19 protein-coding genes and 1 tRNA gene are annotated in these 22,083 nt (G+C 62.2%); 2 read left to right on the top strand and 18 right to left on the bottom strand.

The window, feature by feature from the left end; genetic code table 11:
- Positions 1-447, bottom strand: a 447-nt coding sequence (locus NKJ32_RS29320; RefSeq protein ID WP_352829651.1) for an SDR family NAD(P)-dependent oxidoreductase, incomplete at its 3' end; no start/stop codon positions are given.
- 85 nt (positions 448-532) lie between these two features.
- On the opposite strand from NKJ32_RS29320, the gene soxR reads away from it, so the two are divergent.
- Complete coding sequence (gene soxR / locus NKJ32_RS29315) at positions 533-967, top strand: redox-sensitive transcriptional activator SoxR (protein WP_352450000.1); 435 nt, start codon at positions 533-535, stop codon at positions 965-967.
- 1,200 nt (positions 968-2,167) lie between these two features.
- Here the strand turns inward: soxR and NKJ32_RS29310 are convergent.
- Positions 2,168-3,550 carry a DUF6538 domain-containing protein gene (locus tag NKJ32_RS29310; protein ID WP_352458233.1) on the bottom strand — a complete coding sequence of 461 codons (1,383 nt, stop codon included), beginning with the start codon at positions 3,548-3,550 and terminating at the stop codon, positions 2,168-2,170.
- 137 nt (positions 3,551-3,687) lie between these two features.
- A tRNA-Leu gene (locus NKJ32_RS29305) sits at positions 3,688-3,772 on the bottom strand.
- Positions 3,773-3,947: 175 nt separating this feature from the next.
- Between NKJ32_RS29305 and lipB the strand changes: the two genes are divergently transcribed.
- Positions 3,948-4,691 carry a lipoyl(octanoyl) transferase LipB gene (gene lipB / locus NKJ32_RS29300; protein ID WP_023676608.1) on the top strand — a complete coding sequence of 248 codons (744 nt, stop codon included), beginning with the start codon at positions 3,948-3,950 and terminating at the stop codon, positions 4,689-4,691.
- A gap of 387 nt (positions 4,692-5,078) precedes the next feature.
- Here lipB and NKJ32_RS29295 read toward each other — a convergent pair whose 3' ends face one another.
- The 15 genes from NKJ32_RS29295 to nuoG form a co-directional block, all read right to left on the bottom strand.
- Positions 5,079-5,762 (bottom strand): ABC transporter ATP-binding protein, encoded by a 684-nt coding sequence (locus tag NKJ32_RS29295; protein WP_023676610.1) that lies wholly within the window; start codon positions 5,760-5,762, stop codon positions 5,079-5,081.
- A complete protein-coding gene (locus tag NKJ32_RS29290; protein WP_352458234.1) occupies positions 5,759-7,045 on the bottom strand; it encodes a lipoprotein-releasing ABC transporter permease subunit in 1,287 nt (428 codons plus the stop codon). The genes NKJ32_RS29295 and NKJ32_RS29290 overlap by 4 nt, the downstream gene beginning before the upstream one ends.
- Positions 7,042-8,370 (bottom strand): proline--tRNA ligase, encoded by a 1,329-nt coding sequence (proS, locus tag NKJ32_RS29285; RefSeq protein WP_352570374.1) that lies wholly within the window; start codon positions 8,368-8,370, stop codon positions 7,042-7,044. Before proS ends, NKJ32_RS29290 begins: the two co-directional genes overlap by 4 nt.
- A gap of 663 nt (positions 8,371-9,033) precedes the next feature.
- Complete coding sequence (locus NKJ32_RS29280; RefSeq protein ID WP_023676613.1) at positions 9,034-9,318, bottom strand: DUF1467 family protein; 285 nt, start codon at positions 9,316-9,318, stop codon at positions 9,034-9,036.
- Positions 9,315-9,719: a methylmalonyl-CoA epimerase gene (mce, locus tag NKJ32_RS29275; protein ID WP_023676614.1), complete on the bottom strand. Its 405-nt coding sequence runs from the start codon at positions 9,717-9,719 to the stop codon at positions 9,315-9,317. The genes NKJ32_RS29280 and mce overlap by 4 nt, the downstream gene beginning before the upstream one ends.
- 124 nt (positions 9,720-9,843) lie before the next feature.
- Entirely contained in the window at positions 9,844-11,514 is a 1,671-nt protein-coding gene (locus NKJ32_RS29270) for a ribonuclease J (protein WP_352589718.1), read from the bottom strand.
- Between the two features lie 119 nt (positions 11,515-11,633).
- Complete coding sequence (locus tag NKJ32_RS29265; protein ID WP_352589715.1) at positions 11,634-12,455, bottom strand: biotin--[acetyl-CoA-carboxylase] ligase; 822 nt, start codon at positions 12,453-12,455, stop codon at positions 11,634-11,636.
- A 4-nt stretch (positions 12,456-12,459) separates the two neighbouring features.
- Positions 12,460-13,896, bottom strand: a complete 1,437-nt coding sequence (gene nuoN / locus NKJ32_RS29260; protein ID WP_352589712.1) for an NADH-quinone oxidoreductase subunit NuoN — start codon at positions 13,894-13,896, stop codon at positions 12,460-12,462.
- Positions 13,897-13,914: 18 nt separating this feature from the next.
- The gene (locus NKJ32_RS29255; RefSeq protein ID WP_352829649.1) at positions 13,915-15,420 is read right to left on the bottom strand and encodes an NADH-quinone oxidoreductase subunit M; all 1,506 of its coding nucleotides are present in this window, start codon (positions 15,418-15,420) and stop codon (positions 13,915-13,917) included.
- Positions 15,420-17,393 (bottom strand): NADH-quinone oxidoreductase subunit L, encoded by a 1,974-nt coding sequence (gene nuoL, locus NKJ32_RS29250; RefSeq protein ID WP_023676619.1) that lies wholly within the window; start codon positions 17,391-17,393, stop codon positions 15,420-15,422. Before nuoL ends, NKJ32_RS29255 begins: the two co-directional genes overlap by 1 nt.
- A 10-nt stretch (positions 17,394-17,403) precedes the next feature.
- The gene (gene nuoK / locus NKJ32_RS29245) at positions 17,404-17,712 is read right to left on the bottom strand and encodes an NADH-quinone oxidoreductase subunit NuoK (RefSeq protein WP_023676620.1); all 309 of its coding nucleotides are present in this window, start codon (positions 17,710-17,712) and stop codon (positions 17,404-17,406) included.
- A gap of 1 nt (position 17,713) precedes the next feature.
- On the bottom strand, positions 17,714-18,334 hold the full coding sequence (locus tag NKJ32_RS29240) for an NADH-quinone oxidoreductase subunit J (RefSeq protein WP_023676621.1): 621 nt from the start codon (positions 18,332-18,334) through the stop codon (positions 17,714-17,716).
- Between the two features lie 118 nt (positions 18,335-18,452).
- Positions 18,453-18,944 (bottom strand): NADH-quinone oxidoreductase subunit NuoI, encoded by a 492-nt coding sequence (gene nuoI / locus NKJ32_RS29235; protein WP_023676622.1) that lies wholly within the window; start codon positions 18,942-18,944, stop codon positions 18,453-18,455.
- Positions 18,944-19,987 carry an NADH-quinone oxidoreductase subunit NuoH gene (nuoH, locus tag NKJ32_RS29230; RefSeq protein ID WP_023676623.1) on the bottom strand — a complete coding sequence of 348 codons (1,044 nt, stop codon included), beginning with the start codon at positions 19,985-19,987 and terminating at the stop codon, positions 18,944-18,946. Before nuoH ends, nuoI begins: the two co-directional genes overlap by 1 nt.
- Positions 19,988-19,989: 2 nt before the next feature.
- A complete protein-coding gene (nuoG, locus tag NKJ32_RS29225) occupies positions 19,990-22,071 on the bottom strand; it encodes an NADH-quinone oxidoreductase subunit NuoG (RefSeq protein WP_352699373.1) in 2,082 nt (693 codons plus the stop codon).
- Between the last annotated feature and the right edge of the window lie 12 nt (positions 22,072-22,083).

Here is a 22,083-nt window from a genome sequence, read left to right as displayed (position 1 = left end):
GGCGTCGCTGGAAATGTTGATGACCAGCGCGCCGCGGCCCTCGCGTGCGGACGCGGCAAGCGCACCGAACAGGGCTTTCGTCAGCCGGAACGCGCCGACGAGATTGACCGCGAGCGCCATTTCCAGCTCCTCGCACTCGGTATCGGCAAGGAGCGCCAGAGGGACAGGGCCGAGGCTCGACGCATTGTTGATCAGGACATCGAGCCCGCCGAGGCTGGCAGTGACCTGCAACGCGATCGGGTAGATGTCCTCCTTCTTGCCGACGTCGCCGACAATACCGTGCGCGCCCGTCTCGTCGGCGATGCGTTCGACATTCGCGGCGGTGCGGGCGACGAAGGCGACGCACGCATTCATCGCGGCAAGCTGCCGCACAAGCGCCAGTCCGAGGCCGGACGTGCCGCCTGTGACCGCCACGCGAAGTCCCTGAAGTTCGACATTCGTCTGCATTGCCAGTGCTCCTTTAATCCGTATGCCTCTTGGTACAAGTTCAAGTTAACTTGAAGTCAAGCGGGAATTGTGCTTTCGTTCATGCATGGATTCCATGCTGACCATCACCGACGTGGCGCGGCGCAGCGGCGTCGCATCATCGGCCCTGCGCTTCTACGAGGAGCGCGGGCTGATCGCGTCCGAGCGGGCCGGCTCGGGACACAGACGCTACCCGCGATCCGTGCTGCGCCGGATCGCCTTCATCGTCTTCGCGCAGCGAATTGGGCTGACGCTTGAGGAGATCGGCGGCGAGCTGGCCAAGTTGCCAGCCGATCGCGTGCCGTCGCGTCGGGATTGGTCGCGGTTATCGGGCCAGTGGACCAAGCGCATCGACCAGCGCATCGCCGAGTTGCAGCGCCTGAGGTCGGGGCTTACCGAGTGCATCGGTTGCGGCTGCCTGTCGATCGACCGGTGTAGCCTTGCGAACCCTGCCGATATGGCAGGACGCAAGGGGCCGGGGCCGAGGTATTGGCTGGGGTGAGTTGGCAGCCAAGTGCGAGACGCTGCGGACCGGTAACGTTCAGCGGCGGTATCGTTTGTCACTGACTTTCTCCATCCACTCGACGGCGTCGCCATCAATTGCTTGCGCCGTCCTGCCAGACGGTTCGTTCCTTCTAAAGATGCGGCTGCATTTCAGCGGGCCAAGCAAAATAAGGAATACGTCGAACTGCTCCGGGTGCGGCAGTCATCGACCTCTTCAGCCCCGCCCGAAACGCTGAGCGTTGGAGCCGTTGCGCGTTGCCACAGGCTGATCGGATTGATCCGGCAGTTGGCGATACCTTTCTTGCGGCAACGAAGGACGAAAACGGTGTCTAGGCCATCGGTAATGGTAGCCTGTTCAAAATTTCGCCAATCGTTGGCTGATCGCCCGCACAGTACTGCATTCGGACAGCATGACCCAAGACTTTACATTAAGTATTCGAATTTGTTCGCTTTCGGCGCAGTTGGTCCCGCCCATCATTGAACCGACACGAATCTCATAACCGATTTCCTGCCAAGCGATCGCCGTGTGAAGCTTGTCAAACTCACCCCAAAGGTGCCGCAATATCGAGGAATGCTAATGATAAGGTAATCATAAGCGACCTCCCGAGATACTCGCGCTCCCACGCACTGATCCGGATCAGCTGATTGCCTCTCCTCAGGTAATTATAGCCCACCAAATCCGGCATTGCCTGCGTCCTCCGATCGGTTTGGTCGGATCGGATGAGGCATTCCGGCCCGCCGACAGCCTGTGGATCGATTCGGTCTCGTGTCCGGTTCAAGGGCATCGACCCGTCTGAGTCCGCTCAGCAATTCATGTGGCCGGATGTGGCTAGCTGCATCTGACAGTGCAGAGTTGCCGCAAGCGTGTTTTCCGATTTCTACGTCGAAGTATCGCCGCTGCACGATGCGAGAGGCAAACCGCTTTTCTCACCTGCGCCTGCTGCCATTATCTCGTCTGTGTCATCGCCGAACAGGAAACAGACGGGACAGACAATGACCTGTGTTCTGCCACAGGTAAGCACTGTTCCTGAGCCCGTGACCTTAGACAGAATTGACCGCGCTCTGGATACGCTCGCCCTAGCTATCCACAAGGCTGGCAACAAAGGACGAGCGTATCTCCCGATTTACGAGCGTCTTGAACGGGAGAAGAAGAAATTGATTGCAGAGATGGGCGCAATGCTGCGCGTCCAGGAACGGCTCAAACGATCTCGGGATCGAAAGGCAAAGCAATTTTTTTGAGTTCGTCTCGTCGCCATTGCAACGATCCGCCCGTACCATACTCTACACGCTCTATCGTATGGCCCATCAAGATTTTGCGAAGCTCGCTGTCGATACCTGCCTCCTTCATACGATCCTCGAAACTGTGCCGGAGGGAATAAATCTTGTGCTTCGGTGTCGGGAAAAGTTTGTGTGTTTTAAAGAATTTATTGAGGTTTGCAGAAAGCGCCTCTTCACGATTGCGGTAGCGCGGAAAGCCCTGCGGATTTTTCTTAAAAACTTCCAGCGCGACGCCTACCAGCGGTACATCTCGCACTGACCATTCGGTCTTGATCTCGCGCGGATCATCGGCGTCCTCTCGTGGGGTAATGCGAACATACGGAACCGGCGTGTCAAGGAAGATCACGGTCTCATCAAGATTGCATATCTCGCTTGGGCGTGTGCCTGTCTCGATCAGCGCCAGAACGCAGCGACGCGCTTGAGCATCCAGGGATGCTAAAGCGCCCGGCCTCATGATCTGATCGGTTATCCATTTGGGTTCGAATGACGGCCGTTTACGACGGCGCTTGCCACGCTCCGAAAAGCGGAGGTCATCGAATGGGGTGCCTTTTTGTTCCTCGCCCAAATGAGCGAAATAACGCCTGTAGAGATCCCGCATGTTGCCGAGGTCTCGATTGCCGGCAGACGCCGAATGTGTCGCGGCTCCGATGTCTGGCGGCGGCGCGATGCGCTTGAGCCAGAACCGGTAGAAGGTCAGTCCGTCTTCACGCGTGACGTCGCCGATCGGCTTGTCACCAACCAGGGCAACGAAATTGTTTACGGCTCTCTGCTTTACCTTCTTCCACATTCGGCGCTGCGACTGGCTCTTACCCGCGACTTCATGGGCCATGATCTCATCGGCGTAGAGATCAAAAGCTTTGGAGACTTTGACCGGCGGCACCTGCACCCCGCCGAGGAGAGCGTCGGCGACCGCGGGGGCCGCTTGAACGCGCTCCAGCGCCTCGACACGCTTTAAAATTGAATCGACATTCTGAAAGCCTGCCACCTGTCCATTTGAAAGGTAGGAAACGCCCATGGCTTCAGCCCGGCGAACGGCGTCGCGATACTGATCGAGTGCTGACCTTGTCTCGCCGCCGCAAAGAAGCACCGCCCACAGGGTCTTGTCCGCGTCTTCGAGCTTGTCGCGCATGGCACGTGCGAGGCGGCGTTCGTCCGTTCCCAGGGACTTGCGAATGAACCTGCCGCGATCGTCGATGCCGACCATCTTGGCGGGCATTCGCCGATGATAATAGAAAATTCCGTCGCGCTGGACGAGGTAGCGATCCGGGTCTCTGGCGGGCTCTGCGACGGCCTCTTTTCGCATGGGCCAAACTCGCGATGTATCTCAGTTTGTATCCCAAATTGTATCGCATTTCGGCAAGAACGCCAAGCGCCCTCATCAACGGGTGCTCTGCCGGACTGGAGTTTCAATGGCTTAGAGGGCCAAGTTCACGAATTTGATGGTGCGGTCGAGAAGACTCGAACTTCCACGGGTTGCCCCACAGCGACCTCAACGCTGCGCGTCTACCAATTCCGCCACGACCGCACGTGGTAGGAGCCGGAACCAACCGGCCCGCGGCGTGTAGCAAATCGTTTCCGGTGAAACAAGTGCGCGGCCAGCAATAATCGGCCGGACATCGGCATAACTCTTCAAGGGCCGAACGTGCCGGAACTGGACGTTTGTACCGATTGCCGCCATATGAGTGGCGAGACGAGATATCATGACAGAACGCAGCCAGATCGCCACGTCGTTCCTGCCCTTGCCCGGCTCGGCGCCGGTCGAATGGCGCATCGAGCCCGGGCTCACCGCCTATCCCGATGCGCTCGCCGTGATGGAGGCGCGCGCCGAGGCAATCCGCAGCGGCGCCGCCGGCGAGATGGTCTGGCTGGTCGAGCACCCGCCGCTCTACACCGCCGGCACCAGCGCCCGCATCGAGGACCTGATCGAGCCGGACCGTTTCCCGGTCTTTGCCGCCGGGCGTGGCGGCGAATACACCTATCATGGGCCGGGCCAGCGAGTCGCCTACGTCATGCTCGACCTGAAGCGGCGGCGCGAGGATGTCCGCGCCTTCGTCGCCGCACTCGAACAATGGATCATCGGCTCGCTGGCCGCCTTCAACGTACGCGGCGAACGCCGCGAGGACCGCGTCGGCGTCTGGGTGGTTCGGCCGGACCGCCCCGCTTTGCCCGACGGCTCGGCGGCCGAGGACAAGATCGCCGCCATCGGCATCAGGCTGAGGCGCTGGGTGAGCTTTCACGGCATCGCCATCAATGTCGAGCCGGACCTTAGCCATTTCAGCGGCATCGTGCCGTGCGGCGTCCAGCATCACGGCGTCACCAGCCTTGTCGACCTCGGCCTTCCCGTGACCATGGCCGACCTCGACCTGGCGCTGAAATCCGCTTTCGAGGACGTGTTCGGGCCCGCCGCGGTGTCGCCTGTCGAAGTGTCCCGCAAGGCCGGCTGAAACACTCGCCCAATGCCTGCGCCAATATGCGAAGGCGGCCCTCGCTCATCAGCATCGAGCCCGCCCTTGAGCTCAATCCTCACATCGCGCCGATCCAGATTGCCATGGAAATGAGGAACGTGCTCATGCACACCAGCGAGACGACATCCTGAACAAGATCGGTCATAACTCTCTCCTGTTGTTAGTATGTTCGTATTTTGTTCTAATTTTGTTCGAATGTCAACGATCGCAGTCCGGGCGTCACCCGAATTGCGCTCGGTCATTTCGACAGGGTTAAGAAAGGGTTGAGAAGGAGATGCCGAGCGTTTCGGGGCCGACAGGCGCGCGAAAGCGGCGGGACGGCGCACGGCAGCTCGCGGGCCGTCATCGCCTCAATTGCAGCGCACCCTAAAGCGGCACAACCTTGCCGTCGGACAGCGTCACGCGGCGGTCCATGCGCGAGGCGAGCTCGTGATTGTGGGTGGCGATGAGCGCCGCCAGGCCCGATTGCCGGACCAGTGCTGCCAGCGCCTCGAACACATAGGAAGCGGTCACCGGGTCGAGATTGCCGGTCGGCTCGTCGGCCAAAAGCACCAGCGGCGCATTGGCGACGGCACGCGCAATGGCGACCCGCTGCTGCTCGCCGCCGGAGAGCTCGGAGGGGCGATGCTGTGCCCGCTTGCCGATCTGCATATAGTCGAGCAATTGCGCCGCCCGCTCGGCCGCCTCCTTGCGCGGCAGCCCTTTTATCAGCTGCGGCATCATGATGTTTTCCAGCGCAGAAAACTCAGGCAACAAATGATGGAACTGGTAGACGAAGCCGACATCGTTGCGGCGGATCGCCGTGCGCTCGTCGTCGGAAAGCCGGCCGCAGGCGCGCCCCGCCAGGATCACGTCGCCGGCGTCCGGTCGCTCCAGCAGCCCGGCCGTGTGGAGCAGCGTCGACTTGCCGGTGCCCGACGGCGCCACAAGCGCCACCATCTCGCCACGCTTCAGCGAAAAATCGGCGCCGTTCAGGATGGTCAGCTTGCGCGGCCCCTGTACATAATGGCGTTCGACGCTCTTCAGCTCGATAATGGCCTCGGCCATCATTCGTACCTCAGCGCTTCGACCGGATCGAGCCTGGCAGCGCGCCACGCCGGAAACAGTGTCGCCAGGAACGACAGCGCCAAAGCCATGAGAACGACCGAGATCGTCTCGCTGGCATCCATGCGCGCCGGCAGCTGGCTCAGGAAATAAAGCTCGGGATTGAACAGCCGCTCGTTGGCCAGCCAGGAGAAGAACTGGCGGATGCGCTCGACGTTGAGGCAGATCACGATGCCGAGCAGCACGCCGGCGATGGTGCCGACAACGCCGATCGCAGCCCCGGTCATCAGGAAGATGCGCAGGATCGCGCCGCGCGTGGCGCCCATGGTGCGCAGGATGGCGATGTCGTGGCCCTTGTCCTTCACCAGCATGATCAGGCCCGAAATGATGTTGAGCGCCGCCACCAGCACGATCAGCGTCAGGATCATGAACATGACGTTGCGCTCGACCTGCAGCGCGTCGAAAAACGTCTTGTTACGCTCCCGCCAATCGACGAGGGTGATCGGCCGTTGCGCCGCCTCTTCGACCTTCGGCTTCAGCGCGTCGATATTGTCGGGATTGTCGGCGTAGATCTCGATCGTCTGCGCCCTGCCGTCCATGTTGAAATAAAGCTGCGCTTCCGAAAACGGCATGTAGACGATGGAGCTGTCATATTCCGACATGCCGACCTCGAAGATCGCGGTTATCGGATAGCCTTTCATGCGCGGCGTCGTGCCGAGCGGCGTGACGTCGCCCTCGGGCGAGATCAGCGTGATGGTATCGCCGAGCACAAGGCCGAGATTCTCGGCCATGCGGCTGCCGATGGCGACTCCCTCGCCGGTGTCGAAGCCGACGATCGAGCCCGCCTTGATGTTGTTGGCGACGATCGTGATCTTGCCGAGATCCTCGCCGCGTATACCGCGCACCAGCGCGCCGGTGCCGCCGCCGACATTGCCTTGCGCCAGCACCTGCCCGTCGATCAGCGGAATGGCATATTTGACGCCGGGCACGCCGTTGATGCGGCCGGCGACCTGGTCATAGTCCTCCAGCGGCATGTCGAGCGGCTGCACGATCAGGTGCCCGTTGACGCCAAGGATGCGCGTCAGCAGTTCGGCGCGAAAGCCGTTCATGACCGCCATGACGACGATCAGCGTGGCAACGCCCAGCATGATGCCGAGGAAGGAGATCGAGGCGATCACCGAGATCACCGTCTCCTTGCGGCGCGAGCGCAGATAGCGCCACGCCACCATGCGCTCGAAGCCGGAAAAGGGTCCTGCCGCCGAAGGTTTGGCTGCTGCCGCTTCACTCATACGGCGGCACCGAAACGCTTTTTCACGTCGCCGATCGGCAGCGTCTCGCGCTCGCCGGTCCTGCGGTTCTTGATTTCGACCTCGCCGGCGGCGACACCACGCGGCCCGACGATCACCTGCCACGGGAGCCCGATCAGGTCGGCGGTGGCGAACTTGCCGCCCGGCCGCTGGTCGGTGTCGTCGTAGAGCACCTCCTTGCCGGCGGCGGCAAAGGCGGCATTCAGCTCGCGGCAGACGCGGTCGCATTCGGCATCGCCAGCCTTCATGTTGATCAGGCCGACATCGAACGGTGCCACCGCCTCCGGCCAGATGATGCCGTTATCGTCATGGCTGGCCTCGATGATCGCCGCGACCAGCCTGGACGGGCCGATGCCGTAGGAACCGCCAGAAACGAAATGATCCTTGCCGTCCGGCCCGGTCACCTTGGCGCCCATCGGCTTGGAATATTTGTCGCCGAAATGGAAGATATGCCCAACCTCGATGCCGCGCGCCGAGACCCTGTCGCCTTCGGAGAGCTTTTCCCATGCCGCCTCGTCATGCATTTCGTCGGTGGCGGCATAGGGCGTCGTCCACGTCTTGACGATGCCGCCGATCTCGGCGTCGTTCGAAAAATCGGTATCCGCCCCCGGCACCTCAAGCGAGAGATAGTCGCGATGGCAAAACACCTGGCTCTCGCCGGTGTCGGCCAGGATGATGAACTCATGGCTGAGGTCGCCGCCGATCGGCCCGGTGTCGGCGCGCATCGGAATGGCCTGCAGCCCCAGGCGCGTAAACGTCCTGAGATAGGACACGAACATGCGGTTATAAGCGGCCTTGGCGCCTTCATAATCGAGGTCGAAGGAATAGGCGTCCTTCATCAGGAACTCGCGCGAACGCATGACGCCGAAGCGCGGGCGCACCTCGTCGCGAAACTTCCACTGGATATGATAGAGGTTGAGCGGCAGGTCCTTGTAGGACTTGACATAGGAGCGGAATATCTCGGTGACCATCTCCTCGTTGGTCGGCCCGTAGAGCATATCGCGGTCTTGCCGGTCCTTGATGCGCAGCATCTCCTTGCCGTAGTCTTCATAGCGGCCGCTTTCGCGCCACAGCTCGGCCGATTGGATGGTCGGCATCAGGATTTCGAGTGCGCCGGCGCGATTCTGCTCCTCGCGAATGATCCGGCAGACCTTGTCCAGCACCCGCTTGCCGAGCGGCAGCCAGGAAAAGCTGCCCTGCCCCTGCTGGCGGATCATGCCGGCGCGCAGCATCAGCCGATGCGAGACGATCTCGGCCTCGCGCGGATTTTCTTTGAGAATGGGCAGGAAATAGCGCGACAAACGCATGGACTGGTCCGTGAGAGAGGATGGCGGCGCCGGAATCGGCGCAGCGCAGGCTTGCTTGCCCCGGCTTCATAGCCATTTCATGGCGGAATGGAAACCCGGCCCAAGCGCTGCACAGGCGCCGCAATTGCCGCACGCGGCTTGCTGGGCGTTTCGCAAGCAACGCCTGCCGTACTATTGTGCACTGCAGCACGAGATTGCCTGTTTCCGGGCAAAATTCTTCGTGACATTTTCACCCGCCTTAGGCTAGTGTGCCCCCATAACCGAGAGGGTAGAGAAAAATCTGCCCTCCTACGCGGTCAAAGTCTTGGGAGGATGCGATCTAGGCGCGGTAACTCGCTGCCGCCGGACACCGGAAACAGATCGGACGCGTTTAAATTGCAAGGCCTCGCGCCTTGCATTTTTTTTGTGCAATCATCTGGTTAGCACGACAGATTACCAAACTACATGACGTTGCGTCAGCCCAAACCCGCCCCGGCCTTTACTTTGGATTGACCTTGCTGGCTCAGCTTGATTTCAGAGCGTCGGCTAATGCATGTCGCGCAAAAGCGTGCAGCGGTTTTGCGATAACGACATGCATCAAACAAGAACTTAAAGCGCGTCCGATGAGGCCGGTCGAACGCGACGCGCTTTAGGCTGGGATAGTCGGACACGGTAGGTAGCCGGCTAATGCGCTGGGCTCTGGTTGAAATCCGGCACGATGTGCGGGATGTCGTCGATACCGAGGCCAAGCCCTCTCGTGATGCCGTAGAAGATACCCATGAGGACCAGCGTGACGATCGTCGTGCGCAGCGCCGCGCGCAGCATGTGCGGTCCGCGCGGTGCGCTCGGAACCGTGCCAAGCGTCACGTCCCGATCCTCGTCCTGCGTCCGCATGCTGAACGGCAGGACGGCGAACAACACCACCCACCATGTGGCGAAGAACAGGGCGACAAACGAAACCCAACTCATGCTTGCTCCAGTTCGACCAGCGTGCCGAAGAAATCCTTGGGGTGCAGAAACAATACCGGCTTGCCATGTGCGCCGATCTTCGGATTGCCGTCGCCCAGCACGCGCGCGCCGCTGGCCTTGAGACGGTCGTGCGCCGCAACAATGTCGTCCACCTCATAGCAGACATGGTGCATGCCGCCGGACGGATTCTTCGCGAGGAATGCGGCGATCGGCGAGGCTTCGCCGAGAGGCTCGAGCAACTCGATCCTGGTGTTGCCGACGTCGACGAACACCACCGTAACGCCATGCTCCGGCAGCGCCTGCGGCGCGGTCACGCGAGCGCCAAGCGTATCGCGATAGACCGCCGCAGCCGCGGCCAGATCCGGCACCGCAAGCGCGACATGGTTGAGGCGTCCGAGCATAGGGTGCTCCAGGTCTGGGGTAGTGAGTAGTGAGTAGTGAGTAGTGAATGGTGAATGGTGAATGGAATATTGCGCATTGCAAAACCGCTAACCCACAACATCCTATTCACTATTCACTATTCACTTACCTTGTGACGAACACCGTCACCAGCGGCTTCTTGCCCCAGGCTTCGTTGGCCGCGCCGCGCACCGCGCGCCGCACTGCCTCCTGGACCAGGTCGAGGTCTTTTCGGCGCTGGCGGGGGATGGAGTCCACGGCGCCGATTGCCGCATCGATCATCAGGTCTTCCAGGCTCTCGCCGCTGCCGTCGGCCTCGGCGACGCCGATGGCGACGAGATCGGGATCGCCGGCAAGCTCGTATTTGTCGTCGAGCACGACATTGACGGCGACATGGCCGGCAAAGGACAGCTTGCGGCGGTCGCGAATGCCCATCGCCTGGTCGGTGCCGATCAGCCTTCCGTCCTTGTAGATGCGGCCGAACGGCACCTGGTCGATGATGGCGGCGGCACCCGGATACAGCCTGAGCATGTCGCCGTCGCGCACCTGCGCGACCTGGCCGATGCCGGACGTCGACATCAGCGAGCCCTGCGCCACCAGATGCGCCGCTTCGCCATGCACGGGAACGCCGATCTGCGGCCGCACCCATTCATACATCTTGCGCAATTCGCTGCGGCGTGGATGGCCGGAGACATGCACCAGCGCATCGCCGTCCTCGATGATCTTGATGCCGAGATCGATCAGGCGGTTCTTGATTTCGAGGATCGCCTTCTCGTTGCCGGGAATGGTGCGCGAGGAAAACACCACCGTGTCGCCGGCCGTCAGCGCCACCGACTTCATCTCGTCGCGCGACAGCTTGGCAAGTGCGGCAAGCGGCTCGCCCTGGCTGCCGGTGCAGATGATGACGAGGTTTTCGCGCGGGATGAAGCCGTAATCCTCCTCGGCGATGAATTCCGGCAACCCGTCCATATAGCCGAGTTCATCAGCCACATCGATGACGCGCTTCATCGAGCGGCCAATCACCAGGCACTGGCGGCCGGCATCCCGCGCCGCCTTGGCGATGGAGACGATACGCCCGACATTGGAGGAGAAGCTGGTGACGGCGACCCGGCCCTTGGCGTTCTGGATGACGCTCTTGAGGCCCTCGCCCACCGCCACTTCGGACGGCGATTCCCCTTCCCGCATCGCATTGGTGGAATCGCAGACCAGCGCCAGCACACCCTTGTCGCCATAGGCTCGGAAGCGCGCCTCGTCGGTCATCGGCCCGACCGTCGGCGCCGGATCGATCTTCCAGTCGCCGGTATGGATGACGACGCCGGCCGGCGTCGTGATCGCCAGCGACATCGGTTCGGGAATGGAGTGCGCAACAGGGATGGCCTCGATCTCGAACGGGCCGACGGTGAATTTCTCGCCGGCCCGGTAGATCGTCACCGGGATCTTCGGCGCCCCTTGCTCGCCCTGCCGCTTGGCTTCCAGCAGGCCGGCGCTGAACGGCGTCATCCAGACCGGCGCCTTGAGCTTCGGCCAGATGTCGTGGAGCGCGCCGTAATGGTCCTCATGCGCATGGGTGATGACGATGCCGCGCAGATTGGCGACATTCTCCTCGATGAAACGCGTGTCGGGCAGAACCAGGTCGACGCCGGGCAGGGTTGCATCGGGAAAAGTGACGCCGACGTCGACCACGATCCATTCGCGCGCATTGGCCGGCCCATAGCCGTAGAGGGCGAAGTTCATGCCGATCTCGCCGACACCGCCGAGCGGCACGAAGACAAGTTCGGCGTTTTCCGCTATCGCCATGGTCTTTCCTTCCTTGCCGGTCAAAATTGTGGGCCGGTCAAAATTGTCGGCCGGTCAAAATTGTCGGCCGGTCAAATTCAAGCTGGTCAAATACCTGGCCAGTCAAACGTATTGGCCAGTCAAACGCCGGCCGAGGCAACCGCGCCGAAATGCACGTCGCCGGCGGCGATCGTCAGAACCGAACCTTGATCGTCGCGGATCACGAAACGGCAGTCCTCGTCAATGGTCTCGAAGGTGCCGCGCACCACATTACCGTCAATTCTGACAGCAACCTGCCCGCCAAGCCCCGCCGCACGCGCCAGCCACCGCCGCCTGACGGCGGCAAGCCCGCGCCCTTCGTTCCACAGCCGCGCATTCTCGCTCCATGTATCCGACAGCGCCAGGAACAGCGTCTCGGCATCGCAAGCAGACCCCAGCGCGCTGAGCGACGTCGCTGGATAAGGCAAATCCTCAGGGTATGCCACCACGTTGACGCCGACACCGACAGCCACCGCGGAACGGCCACCATCCAGCATCGCCGATTCCAGCAGGATGCCGGCGAGCTTGGCGCCCGAGGCAAGCACATCGTTGGGCCATTTCAGTTCGAAACGGTTCTTGCCTTGGCTCGCACCATCGAGGCCGATCGCGATCCTGCCCTTCGGCACGACAGCGTCGAGCGCGTCGGCCAGCGCCAGTCCGGCAACGAAGCCGAGCGTCGCGGCAAGCCGAAGCTCGGTGTTGGTGATCACCAGCAACGTCGCTGCCAGATTGCCCTCGGGCGTCGCCCAGGCGCGGCCACGGCGGCCACGCCCGGCTTCCTGCTTTTTGGAGACGACCCAGAGTTTGCCCGGATCGCCGGCCCGTGCATGCTCCAGCGCCAGCGCGTTGGTGGAGCCGACCGTGTCGTGCGCCTCGAGCCGGAACCCGTCCGAAGCCGCGGTTGGAGCCAGCCTGAAAGTCATTCCGTCAGAAGAAGGTCTTGGCCGCGGCTGCGGCGTAGGTTCCGATCGGGCCGCCGATCAGCACGTAGAACAGCACGAAGGCGCCACAGACACCGAGCACGACGCGCAGTTCGGACGCCATCGGCACGAAGCCGCCGACCGGTTCGTCGAACCACATGATCTTGATGATACGCAGATAATAGTAGGCGCCCACCACAGAGGCGAGCACGCCGATGATCGCCAGCGCGTAGAGGTTGGCATTGATGGCGGCGAGGAACACGTACCATTTCCCCCAGAAGCCGGCGAGCGGCGGGATGCCGGCCAGCGAGAACATCAGGATGGTGAGGATCGTCGCCATGATCGGATTGGTCGCCGACAGGCCGGCGAGATCGCTGATCTGCTCGACATTGCCCTCCTTGCGCCGCATGGCGAGGATGAAGGCGAAGGTGCCGAGCGTCATCACCAGATAGATCAGCATGTAGATGGCGACGCCGCGCACGCCATCCTGGCTGTTCGCGGCAAGGCCGACCAGCGCATAACCCATATGACCGATGGAGGAATAGGCCATCAGCCGTTTGATGTTGGTCTGGCCGATGGCCGCAAAGGCACCAAGCGCCATCGAGGCGATCGAGATGAAGACGATGATCTGCTGCCAGTCGGCGGCGATCGGCTTGAAGGCGCCCATGGTGACGCGCACCATCAGCGCCATCGCCGCCATCTTCGGTGCCGCCGCCAGAAAAGCCGTCACCGGCGTCGGCGCGCCTTCATAGACGTCGGGCGTCCACATATGGAACGGCACCGCCGAGATCTTGAAGGCAAGGCCGGCCAGCACGAAAACCAGGCCGAAGACGAGCCCAAGCTGGCGCTCACCGCCGCTCAGCGCCGTGGCGATCTCCTGGAAGCCGGTGTTGCCGGTGTAGCCGTAGACCAGCGAGATACCGTAAAGCAGCATGCCCGACGACAGGGCGCCAAGGACGAAATACTTCAGCCCGGCCTCGGTCGAGCGCAGATTGTCCCGGTTGATCGCCGCCAGCACGTAGATCGCCAGCGATTGCAGCTCGAGGCCGAGATAGAGCCCGATCATGCCGTTGGCCGAGATCATCAGCATCATGCCGAGCGTGCAGAGCAGGATCAGCACCGGATATTCGAACTTGTCGAAACGCTCCGCCTGGGCAAAGCGGACCGACATGACCAGCGTCACCGCCGAGCCGACGAGCGCCAGCACCTTCATGAAGCGGGCGAACGGATCCTGGATGAAGGCTTCGCTATAGGCGTTGCCCTGTCCCGGCGAAAAGACCAGCCAGGCGCCGGCGATCACCAGCACGGCGACGGCAAGGCCGCTCACCGTGACAGTGGTGTTGGCGCGCGAATAGGCGCCGAGCATCAACAGCGCCAAGGCGCCGATGGCGAGGATCAGCTCTGGCGTCGAGAGCGATAGGCTTGAGAGAAGGTCCGGCGTCATGGTTCGCAAAACCCCCAGTCAGTTCGCCGCCGCGGTCTGCGCGGCGCCGATGGATGCGGTGACATTGGTAACGAGCGCCTTGACCGATTCGGCGGTCGCGTCGAAGATCGGCGCCGGATAGACGCCGAAGAAGATGACCAGCGCGACCAGCGGATAGATGATCACCTTCTCGCGCGTCGACAGGTCGAGCAGGCCTTTCAGGCTTTCCTTGGTCAGCGCGCCGAAGATCACCTTGCGGTAGAGCCAGAGCGCATAGGCCGCCGAAAGGATGACGCCGGTGGCGGCGAAGAACGCTACCCAGGTGTTGACCCGGAACACGCCGAGCATGGTCAGGAACTCGCCGACGAAGCCGCTGGTGCCGGGCAGGCCGACATTGGCCATGGTGAAGATCATGAACACGGTTGCATATTTCGGCATGTTGTTGACCAACCCGCCATAGGCGTCGATGTCACGCGTATGCATGCGGTCGTAGACGACGCCGACGCAGAGGAACAGCGCGCCGGAGACCAGGCCGTGCGACAGCATCTGAAAGATCGAACCCTGGACGCCTTCCTGGTTCATCGCGAAGATGCCCATGGTAACGAAGCCCATGTGAGCGACCGACGAATAGGCGATCAGCTTCTTCATGTCCTCCTGCATCAGCGCCACCAGCGAGGTGTAGATGATGGCGACGACGGAGAGCGGGAAGATCAGCGGCGCGAACATTTCGGATGCGATCGGAAACATCGGCAGCGAAAAGCGCAGGAAGCCGTACCCACCCATCTTGAGCAGGATGGCGGCCAGGATCACCGAGCCGGCCGTCGGCGCCTCGACATGCGCGTCCGGCAGCCAGGTGTGCACCGGCCACATCGGCATCTTCACCGCGAAGGACGCGAAGAAGGCAAGCCATAGCCAAGTCTGCATATTGGGCGGGAAGTTGTGGGTCAGAAGCGTCGGGATGTCGGTGGTGCCGGACTGGAAGAACATCGCCATGATGGCGAGCAGCATCAGCACCGAGCCGGCCAGCGTATAGAGGAAGAACTTGAACGAGGCATAGACGCGCCGCTTGCCGCCCCACACGCCGATGATGATGAACATCGGGATCAGGCCGGCTTCGAAGAAGACATAGAACAAGACGATGTCGAGCGCGCAGAACACGCCGATCATCAGCGTCTCGAGCAGCAGGAAGGCAATCATATAGGCCTTGACGCGCTTCTCGATCGATTCCCACGAGGCGAGGATGCAGAGCGGCATCAGGAAGGTGGTCAGGATGACGAACAGCATGGAGATGCCGTCTACGCCCATATGATAGGAGATGCCGGAATCCAGCCAGGCAAACTTCTCGACGAACTGGAAGCCGGGCTGCGAATTGTCGAAGCCGGTCCAGATGAACAGCGAAATCACAAACGTGAACGCGGTCGTGAACAGTGCTATGGCGCGGATGTTGCGGCGCGCGTTCTCGCTGTCGTCACGCACGAAAAGGATGAGCAGCACACCAACCAGCGGCAGGAAGGTGACCAGCGATAGGATCGGCCAGGCGGTCATCAGAGCATCATCCAGGTGACGAGTGCGGCAACGCCGATCAGCATGGCGAAGGCATAGTGGTAAAGATAGCCGGTCTGCAGCTTGACGACCCGGTTGGTGACGTCGACGACGCGCGCCGAAATGCCGTCCGGCCCGAGCCCGTCGATGACGGTGCCGTCGCCGGTCTTCCACAGGAAGCTGCCGAGGCGCTTTGCCGGCCGCACGAACAGGAAGTCGTAGAGCTCGTCGAAATACCATTTGTTGAGCAGGAAGGCGTAGAGCAGGCGATGGTTGGCGGCGACGCTCCGAGGCATTTCCGGCGCGCGAATATAGAACTGCCAGGCAATCGCAAAGCCGATCAGCATGGCGATGAACGGTGACAGCTCGACCCACAACGGCACTTCGTGGATTTCGTGCAGGATGTGGTTGTCCGGCAGCGTGAACAGCGACGCCTTCCAGAATTCGGCATAGCCCTCGCCGAAGAAGGCGCCGTGGAAGATCACGCCGGCAAACAGCGCGCCCGCCGCCAGGATGAACAGCGGCACCAGCATGACCGGCGGCGATTCATGGACATGGTGCATGACCTCGTGGCTGGCCCGCGGCTCGCCGTGGAAGGTCATGAAGATCAGCCGCCAGGAGTAGAAGGAGGTGAAGCAGGCAGCAATGACCAGCAATATGAAGGCAAACGCGGCGACCGCATTGTGGCCGGCGAAGGCCGCTTCGATGATGGCGTCCTTGGAAAAGAAGCCGGCCGTGCCGATGATCGTTACCGGGATGCCGACACCGGTCAGCGCCAGCGTGCCGATCACCATCATCCAGTACGTTTTCGGAATGAGCGTCCTCAGGCCGCCCATCTTGCGCATGTCCTGCTCGTCGGAGACGGCGTGGATGACCGAGCCCGAGCCGAGGAACAGCAGCGCCTTGAAGAAGGCGTGCGTGAACAGATGGAAGATCGCCGCGCCATAGGCGCCGACGCCGAGCGCCACGAACATGTAGCCGAGCTGCGAACAGGTCGAATAGGCGATGACGCGCTTGATGTCGTTCTGGACGAGACCGACTGTCGCCGCGAAGAAGGCGGTGAAGGCGCCGATGAAAGTGACCACGGTCAATGCCGAATGCGACAGCTCGAACAGCGGCGACAACCGCGCCAGCATGAACACGCCTGCCGTCACCATGGTCGCGGCATGGATCAGTGCCGAGACCGGCGTCGGGCCTTCCATGGCATCCGGCAGCCAGGTGTGAAGCGGCACCTGCGCCGACTTGCCCATGGCGCCCATGAACAGGAGCAGGCAGACAACCGTCATCGCAGCCTGCTTGTCGAGCGCATAGCCGAGGAAGGTCAGCACGGCCGGGCCTTGCGGCGCGCCTTCCGCCGGAATGAACGTCGCCGCATTGGCGAAGATGGTGCCGAGATTGACCGAGCCGAACAGCACGAACACGCCGAATATGCCGAGCGCAAAGCCGAAATCGCCGACGCGGTTGACGACGAAGGCCTTGATCGCAGCCGCATTGGCCGACGGCTTCTTGTACCAAAAGCCGATCAGCAGATAGGAGGCAAGGCCGACGCCTTCCCAGCCGAAGAACATCTGCACGAGGTTGTCGGCCGTCACCAGCATCAGCATGGCGAAGGTAAACAGCGACAGATAGGCGAAGAAGCGCGGCCGGTCCGGATCGTGATGCATGTAGCCGATCGAGTAGATATGGACCAGCGACGACACCGTGTTGACAACGACCAGCATCACCACCGTCAGCGTGTCGATCCTGAGCGCCCAGGACGCCTCCAGCCCGCCCGACTGGATCCAGCGCATCACCGGCACGGTGAACACCTCTCCGCCGCCGAAGCCAACCGAGAAGAAGGCGACCCACGACAGCACGGCCGCGATCACCAGGAAGCCCGAGGTGATGTATTCGGAAGCCTTGGCCCCGAGCGAGGTGCCGAACAGGCCGACGATCAGAAAGCCGAGCAGCGGAAGGAAGACGATGGCCTGATACATGGTGGTTCCGTCAACCCTTCATCATGTTCACGTCTTCGACCGCGATCGAGCCGCGGTTGCGGAAGAAGACGACGAGAATGGCAAGGCCGATCGCCGCTTCGGCCGCCGCGACCGTCAGCACGAACAGTGCGAACACCTGGCCGACCAGATCGCCGAGCGCCGCCGAGAAGGCGACGAAATTGATGTTGACCGCAAGCAGGATCAGCTCGATCGACATCAGGATGACGATGACGTTCCTGCGGTTCAGGAAGATGCCGAACACGCCGAGCGTAAACAGGATCGCCGATACGGTCAGGTAGTGCGCGATGCCGACGACCATCTCAGACTCCTTCGCCCGTCTTGACCTTGCGGATTTCCACTCCGGTTGCCGCCGTGCGGCCGACCTGGGCGGCGATCGACTGCCGCTTGACGCCCGGCTTGTGGCGCAGCGTCAGCACGATGGCGCCGATCATGGCGACCAGCAGCACCAACCCAGCCACTTGGAAGTAATAGAGGTAATCCGTATAGAGGATGTCGCCGAGCGCTGCCGTGTTGGAGCGCGCGGCCAGGTCCGGAATGGGTTTCGCGACCGTCGCCGCCAGTTTCGGCGCGAATGTATAGCCGCCGAGCACCACGATCAGCTCCGCCGCCAGGATCAGCCCGACCAGCGCGCCGATCGGTGCATATTGCAGGGCGCCTTCCTTCATTTCGGCGAAGTCGACGTCGAGCATCATGACGACGAACAGGAACAGCACCAGCACCGCGCCGACATAGACGACGAGCAGGATCATCGCCAGGAACTCGGCGCCGGTCAGCATGAACAGGCCGGCGGCGTTGAAGAAGGTCAGGATCAGGAACAGCACCGAATGCACGGGATTGCGCGCCGATATGACCATGAACGCCGATGCCACCGCGACAAAGGCGAAGAGGTAGAAAAAGGCCGCCTCTAGTCCACTCAGCATGGGTTCCCCCGGGTTTCCTGTCAGAACAGGACGTTCGTCCTGTTTTTTGCCACCGCCTCCGGTCGGCAAGTTGCGTGTTCCTTAAACCAGGCCCCTCGCCCCGTCCATGCGTCAAATATCAGCGGTAAGGCGCATCCAGCGAGATGTTGCGCGCCAGCTCACGCTCCCAGCGGTCGCCATTGGCCAGGAGCCTGTCCTTGTCGTAATAAAGCTCCTCGCGCGTTTCCGTCGCGAATTCGAAATTCGGCCCCTCGACAATGGCGTCGACCGGGCAGGCTTCCTGGCAGAAGCCGCAATAAATGCATTTCACCATATCGATGTCGTAGCGCACGGTGCGCCGTGTGCCGTCGTTGCGGCGTGGGCCGGCTTCGATGGTGATGGCCTGTGCCGGGCAGATCGCCTCGCACAGTTTGCAGGCGATGCAGCGTTCCTCGCCGTTCGGATAGCGGCGCAGCGCATGTTCGCCGCGGAAGCGCGGGCTGACCGGCCCCTTTTCATGCGGATAGTTGATCGTCTCCTTCGGCGCGAAGAACTGGCGCATCGACAGGAAGAAAGCGCTGACGAAATCCTGCAAAAGCAGTGACTTGGCGGCCTGGGATAATGCTGACATCAGGCAAACCCGGTGAGTTTGAGAAAGGCGGCGGTGGCGACCACCATGAACAGCGAGATCGGCAGGAAGACCTTCCAGCCGAGCCGCATCAGCTGGTCGTAGCGATAGCGCGGCACGAACGCCTTCACCATGGAGAACATGAAGAACACCAGGCAGACCTTGAGCACGAACCAGATGAGCCCCGGCACCCAGGTGAAGGGTGCGAAGTCGAAGGGCGGCAGCCATCCGCCGAGGAACAATATGGTGGCCAGTGCGCACATCAGGACGACGGCGACATATTCGCCGAGGAAGAACAACAGGAACGGCGTCGAGGAATATTCGACCATATGGCCGGCGACGAGTTCCGATTCGGCTTCCACAAGGTCGAAGGGCGGCCGGTTGGTCTCGGCCAACGCCGAGATGAAGAAGACGATGAACATCGGGAACAGCGACAGCCAATGCCAGTCGAGGAAGGTGTTGGGCAGGCCGAGCCGCGTGCCCAGCCCGTCCTGTTGCGACAAGACGATGTCGGACAGGTTGAGCGAGCCGACGCAAAGCAGCACGGTGACGATGACGAAGCCGATCGAGACCTCGTAGGATACCATCTGCGCCGCCGAGCGCAGTGCGCCGAGGAACGGGTATTTCGAATTGGAGGCCCAGCCGCCCATGATGACGCCATAGACCTCGAGCGAGGAGATGGCGAAGACATAGAGGATGCCGACATTGACGTTGGCGATCGCCCAGCCTTCATTGACCGGTATGACCGCCCAGGCGGAGATCGCCAGCACCGCCGACACCAAAGGCGCCAGCAGGAAAACGCCCTTGTTGGCGCCGGACGGGATGACCGGCTCCTTGAAGACGAATTTCAGCAGATCGGCGAAGGCCTGCAGTGTGCCCCATGGGCCAACGACATTCGGGCCTCGGCGCAATTGCACCGCCGCCCAGATCTTGCGGTCGGCGTAAAGCACATAGGCGACGAAGATCAACAGAACGACGATCAGCACGACCGACTTCAAAAGGATCAGCAGCGCCGGCAGCACGTAGAAGGAGAAGAAGGTGTCCATGTCTACTCCGCCGCCTGCCTGAAGCCGTTCTTCGCCAAAGCCGAGCATTCGGCCATCACCGCGGAAGCCCGCGCGATCGGGTTGGTCAGGTAGAAATCCTTGACCGGCGAGGTGAAGGTGCCCTTGTTCAACCGCCCGCCGAGCTTGGCAACCCTGGCGATGTCGGCCGGGTCGCCGGCCGCGACATGATCGATGCGGGCAAGATGCGGGTATTCCGCATAGAGCTTTGCGCGTAGCTGCGGCAGTGAATCGAAAGGTAGCTTCTTGCCCAGCACATCCGACAGTGCCCGAAGGATCGCCCAGTCCTCGCGCGCCTCGCCGGGCGCGAAGCCGGCACGGTTGGTCTGCTGCACGCGCCCCTCGGTGTTGACGAAGGTGCCCGACTTTTCGGTATAGGCGGCACCCGGCAGGATGACGTTGGCGCGATGCGCGCCCTTGTCGCCATGCGTGCCGATATAGACGACGAAAGCGCCGCCGGTCTTGGCCATGTCGATTTCGTCGGCACCGAGCAGGAACAACACATCGGTCTCGCCAAGCATGCCGGCGACGTTCCTGCCGCCCTCGCCCGGCACGAAGCCGACATCGAGGCCGCCGACGCGTGCCGCCGCGGTGTGCAGTACGGCAAAACCGTTCCAGTCGGCCCTTGCAGCATTGACGGCGACGGCGAGCTTCGCCGCTTGGCCAAGCACGGCCGCGCCGTCCGGACGCGCCAGCGCACCCTGGCCGACGATGATCAGCGGATGCGTCGCCTTCTTCAGCAGCTGGAAGAACTTGCCGTTGCCGTCGGCCAGATCCTTCAGCGATTCTGGCCCGGCGCCGAGCTGCTCGTAATCATAGCGTGTATCGCCGACATCGCCGATGACGCCGACCGGCAGATTGCCGGCCCGCCAGCGCTTGCGGATGCGAGTGTTGAGCAAGGAGGCCTCGAAGCGCGGATTGGCGCCGATGATCAGCACCGCATCGGCCTGTTCGATGCCTTCGATGGTCGGGTTGAAGACATAGCTCGCCCGGCCGAGCGACGGATCGAGTGCGGCGCCGTCCTGGCGGCAGTCGGTGTTCTTCGAGCCGAGCGAAGCCATCAGAAGCTTCAGCGCGTAGATCTCCTCGACGGCTGCGAGATCGCCGGCAATGGCACCGATCTTTTCGGGTGCCGCATTCGACACCGCTTCCTTGATCGCGGCAAAAGCCTCGGCCCAGCTTGCCGGGGCCAGTCTGCCATCCTTGCGCACATAGGGGCGGTCGAGGCGCTGCGTGCGCAAACCGTCCCAGATGAAGCGGGTCTTGTCGGAAATCCACTCCTCGTTCACCGCCTCGTTGGTACGCGGCAGGATGCGCATCACTTCGCGGCCCCGGCTATCGACGCGGATCGCGGAGCCGACGGCGTCCATCACGTCGATGGATTCGGTCTTGGTCAGTTCCCACGGCCGTGCCTGGAAGGCATAGGGTTTGGAGGTCAGCGCACCGACCGGGCAAAGGTCGATGACATTGCCCTGCAGTTCCGAAGTCATCGCGCTTTCGAGATAGGTGGTGATCTCGGCATCCTCGCCGCGGCCGATCAGGCCGAGCTCGGATATGCCGGCAATCTCGGTGGTGAAGCGGACGCAGCGCGTGCAATGGATGCAGCGGTTCATGATCGTCTTGACCAGCGGCCCGATATACTTGTCTTCGACCGCCCGCTTGTTCTCATGGTAGCGCGAGGAATCGACTCCGAACGCCATCGCCTGGTCCTGCAGGTCGCACTCGCCGCCCTGATCGCAGATCGGGCAATCCAGCGGGTGGTTGATCAGCAGGAATTCCATCACGCCTTCGCGTGCCTTCTTGACCATCGGCGTGTTGGTGAAGATTTCCGGCGGCTCGCCATTCGGACCGGGGCGCAGGTCGCGCACGCCCATGGCGCAGGACGCCTGCGGCTTGGGCGGGCCGCCCTTTACTTCGATCAGGCACATGCGGCAATTGCCGGCGATCGACAGCCGCTCGTGGAAGCAGAAGCGCGGCACTTCCGCCCCGGCGTCCTCGGCCGCCTGCAGCAGCGTGTAATGGTCGGGTACAGTGATCTCTTTCCCGTCGACCTTGAGCTTTGCCATTTCGCCTCAAAC

The organism is Mesorhizobium sp. M0159 (genome assembly GCF_040322295.1).
GTDB lineage: Bacteria > Pseudomonadota > Alphaproteobacteria > Rhizobiales > Rhizobiaceae > Mesorhizobium.
Note: the sequence above shows the minus strand (reverse complement) of the source record. Positions and strands in the feature narration are given on the sequence as shown.

Coding starts and splice junctions, on each gene's coding strand:
- soxR (WP_352450000.1), top strand. CDS start 533: ATGGATTCCATGCTGACCATCACCGACGTGGCGCGGCGCAGCGGCGTC.
- NKJ32_RS29310 (WP_352458233.1), bottom strand. CDS start 3,550: ATGCGAAAAGAGGCCGTCGCAGAGCCCGCCAGAGACCCGGATCGCTAC.
- lipB (WP_023676608.1), top strand. CDS start 3,948: ATGACAGAACGCAGCCAGATCGCCACGTCGTTCCTGCCCTTGCCCGGC.
- NKJ32_RS29295 (WP_023676610.1), bottom strand. CDS start 5,762: ATGATGGCCGAGGCCATTATCGAGCTGAAGAGCGTCGAACGCCATTAT.
- NKJ32_RS29290 (WP_352458234.1), bottom strand. CDS start 7,045: ATGAGTGAAGCGGCAGCAGCCAAACCTTCGGCGGCAGGACCCTTTTCC.
- proS (WP_352570374.1), bottom strand. CDS start 8,370: ATGCGTTTGTCGCGCTATTTCCTGCCCATTCTCAAAGAAAATCCGCGC.
- NKJ32_RS29280 (WP_023676613.1), bottom strand. CDS start 9,318: ATGAGTTGGGTTTCGTTTGTCGCCCTGTTCTTCGCCACATGGTGGGTG.
- mce (WP_023676614.1), bottom strand. CDS start 9,719: ATGCTCGGACGCCTCAACCATGTCGCGCTTGCGGTGCCGGATCTGGCC.
- NKJ32_RS29270 (WP_352589718.1), bottom strand. CDS start 11,514: ATGGCGATAGCGGAAAACGCCGAACTTGTCTTCGTGCCGCTCGGCGGT.
- NKJ32_RS29265 (WP_352589715.1), bottom strand. CDS start 12,455: ATGACTTTCAGGCTGGCTCCAACCGCGGCTTCGGACGGGTTCCGGCTC.
- nuoN (WP_352589712.1), bottom strand. CDS start 13,896: ATGACGCCGGACCTTCTCTCAAGCCTATCGCTCTCGACGCCAGAGCTG.
- NKJ32_RS29255 (WP_352829649.1), bottom strand. CDS start 15,420: ATGACCGCCTGGCCGATCCTATCGCTGGTCACCTTCCTGCCGCTGGTT.
- nuoL (WP_023676619.1), bottom strand. CDS start 17,393: ATGTATCAGGCCATCGTCTTCCTTCCGCTGCTCGGCTTTCTGATCGTC.
- nuoK (WP_023676620.1), bottom strand. CDS start 17,712: ATGGTCGTCGGCATCGCGCACTACCTGACCGTATCGGCGATCCTGTTT.
- NKJ32_RS29240 (WP_023676621.1), bottom strand. CDS start 18,334: ATGCTGAGTGGACTAGAGGCGGCCTTTTTCTACCTCTTCGCCTTTGTC.
- nuoI (WP_023676622.1), bottom strand. CDS start 18,944: ATGTCAGCATTATCCCAGGCCGCCAAGTCACTGCTTTTGCAGGATTTC.
- nuoH (WP_023676623.1), bottom strand. CDS start 19,987: ATGGACACCTTCTTCTCCTTCTACGTGCTGCCGGCGCTGCTGATCCTT.
- nuoG (WP_352699373.1), bottom strand. CDS start 22,071: ATGGCAAAGCTCAAGGTCGACGGGAAAGAGATCACTGTACCCGACCAT.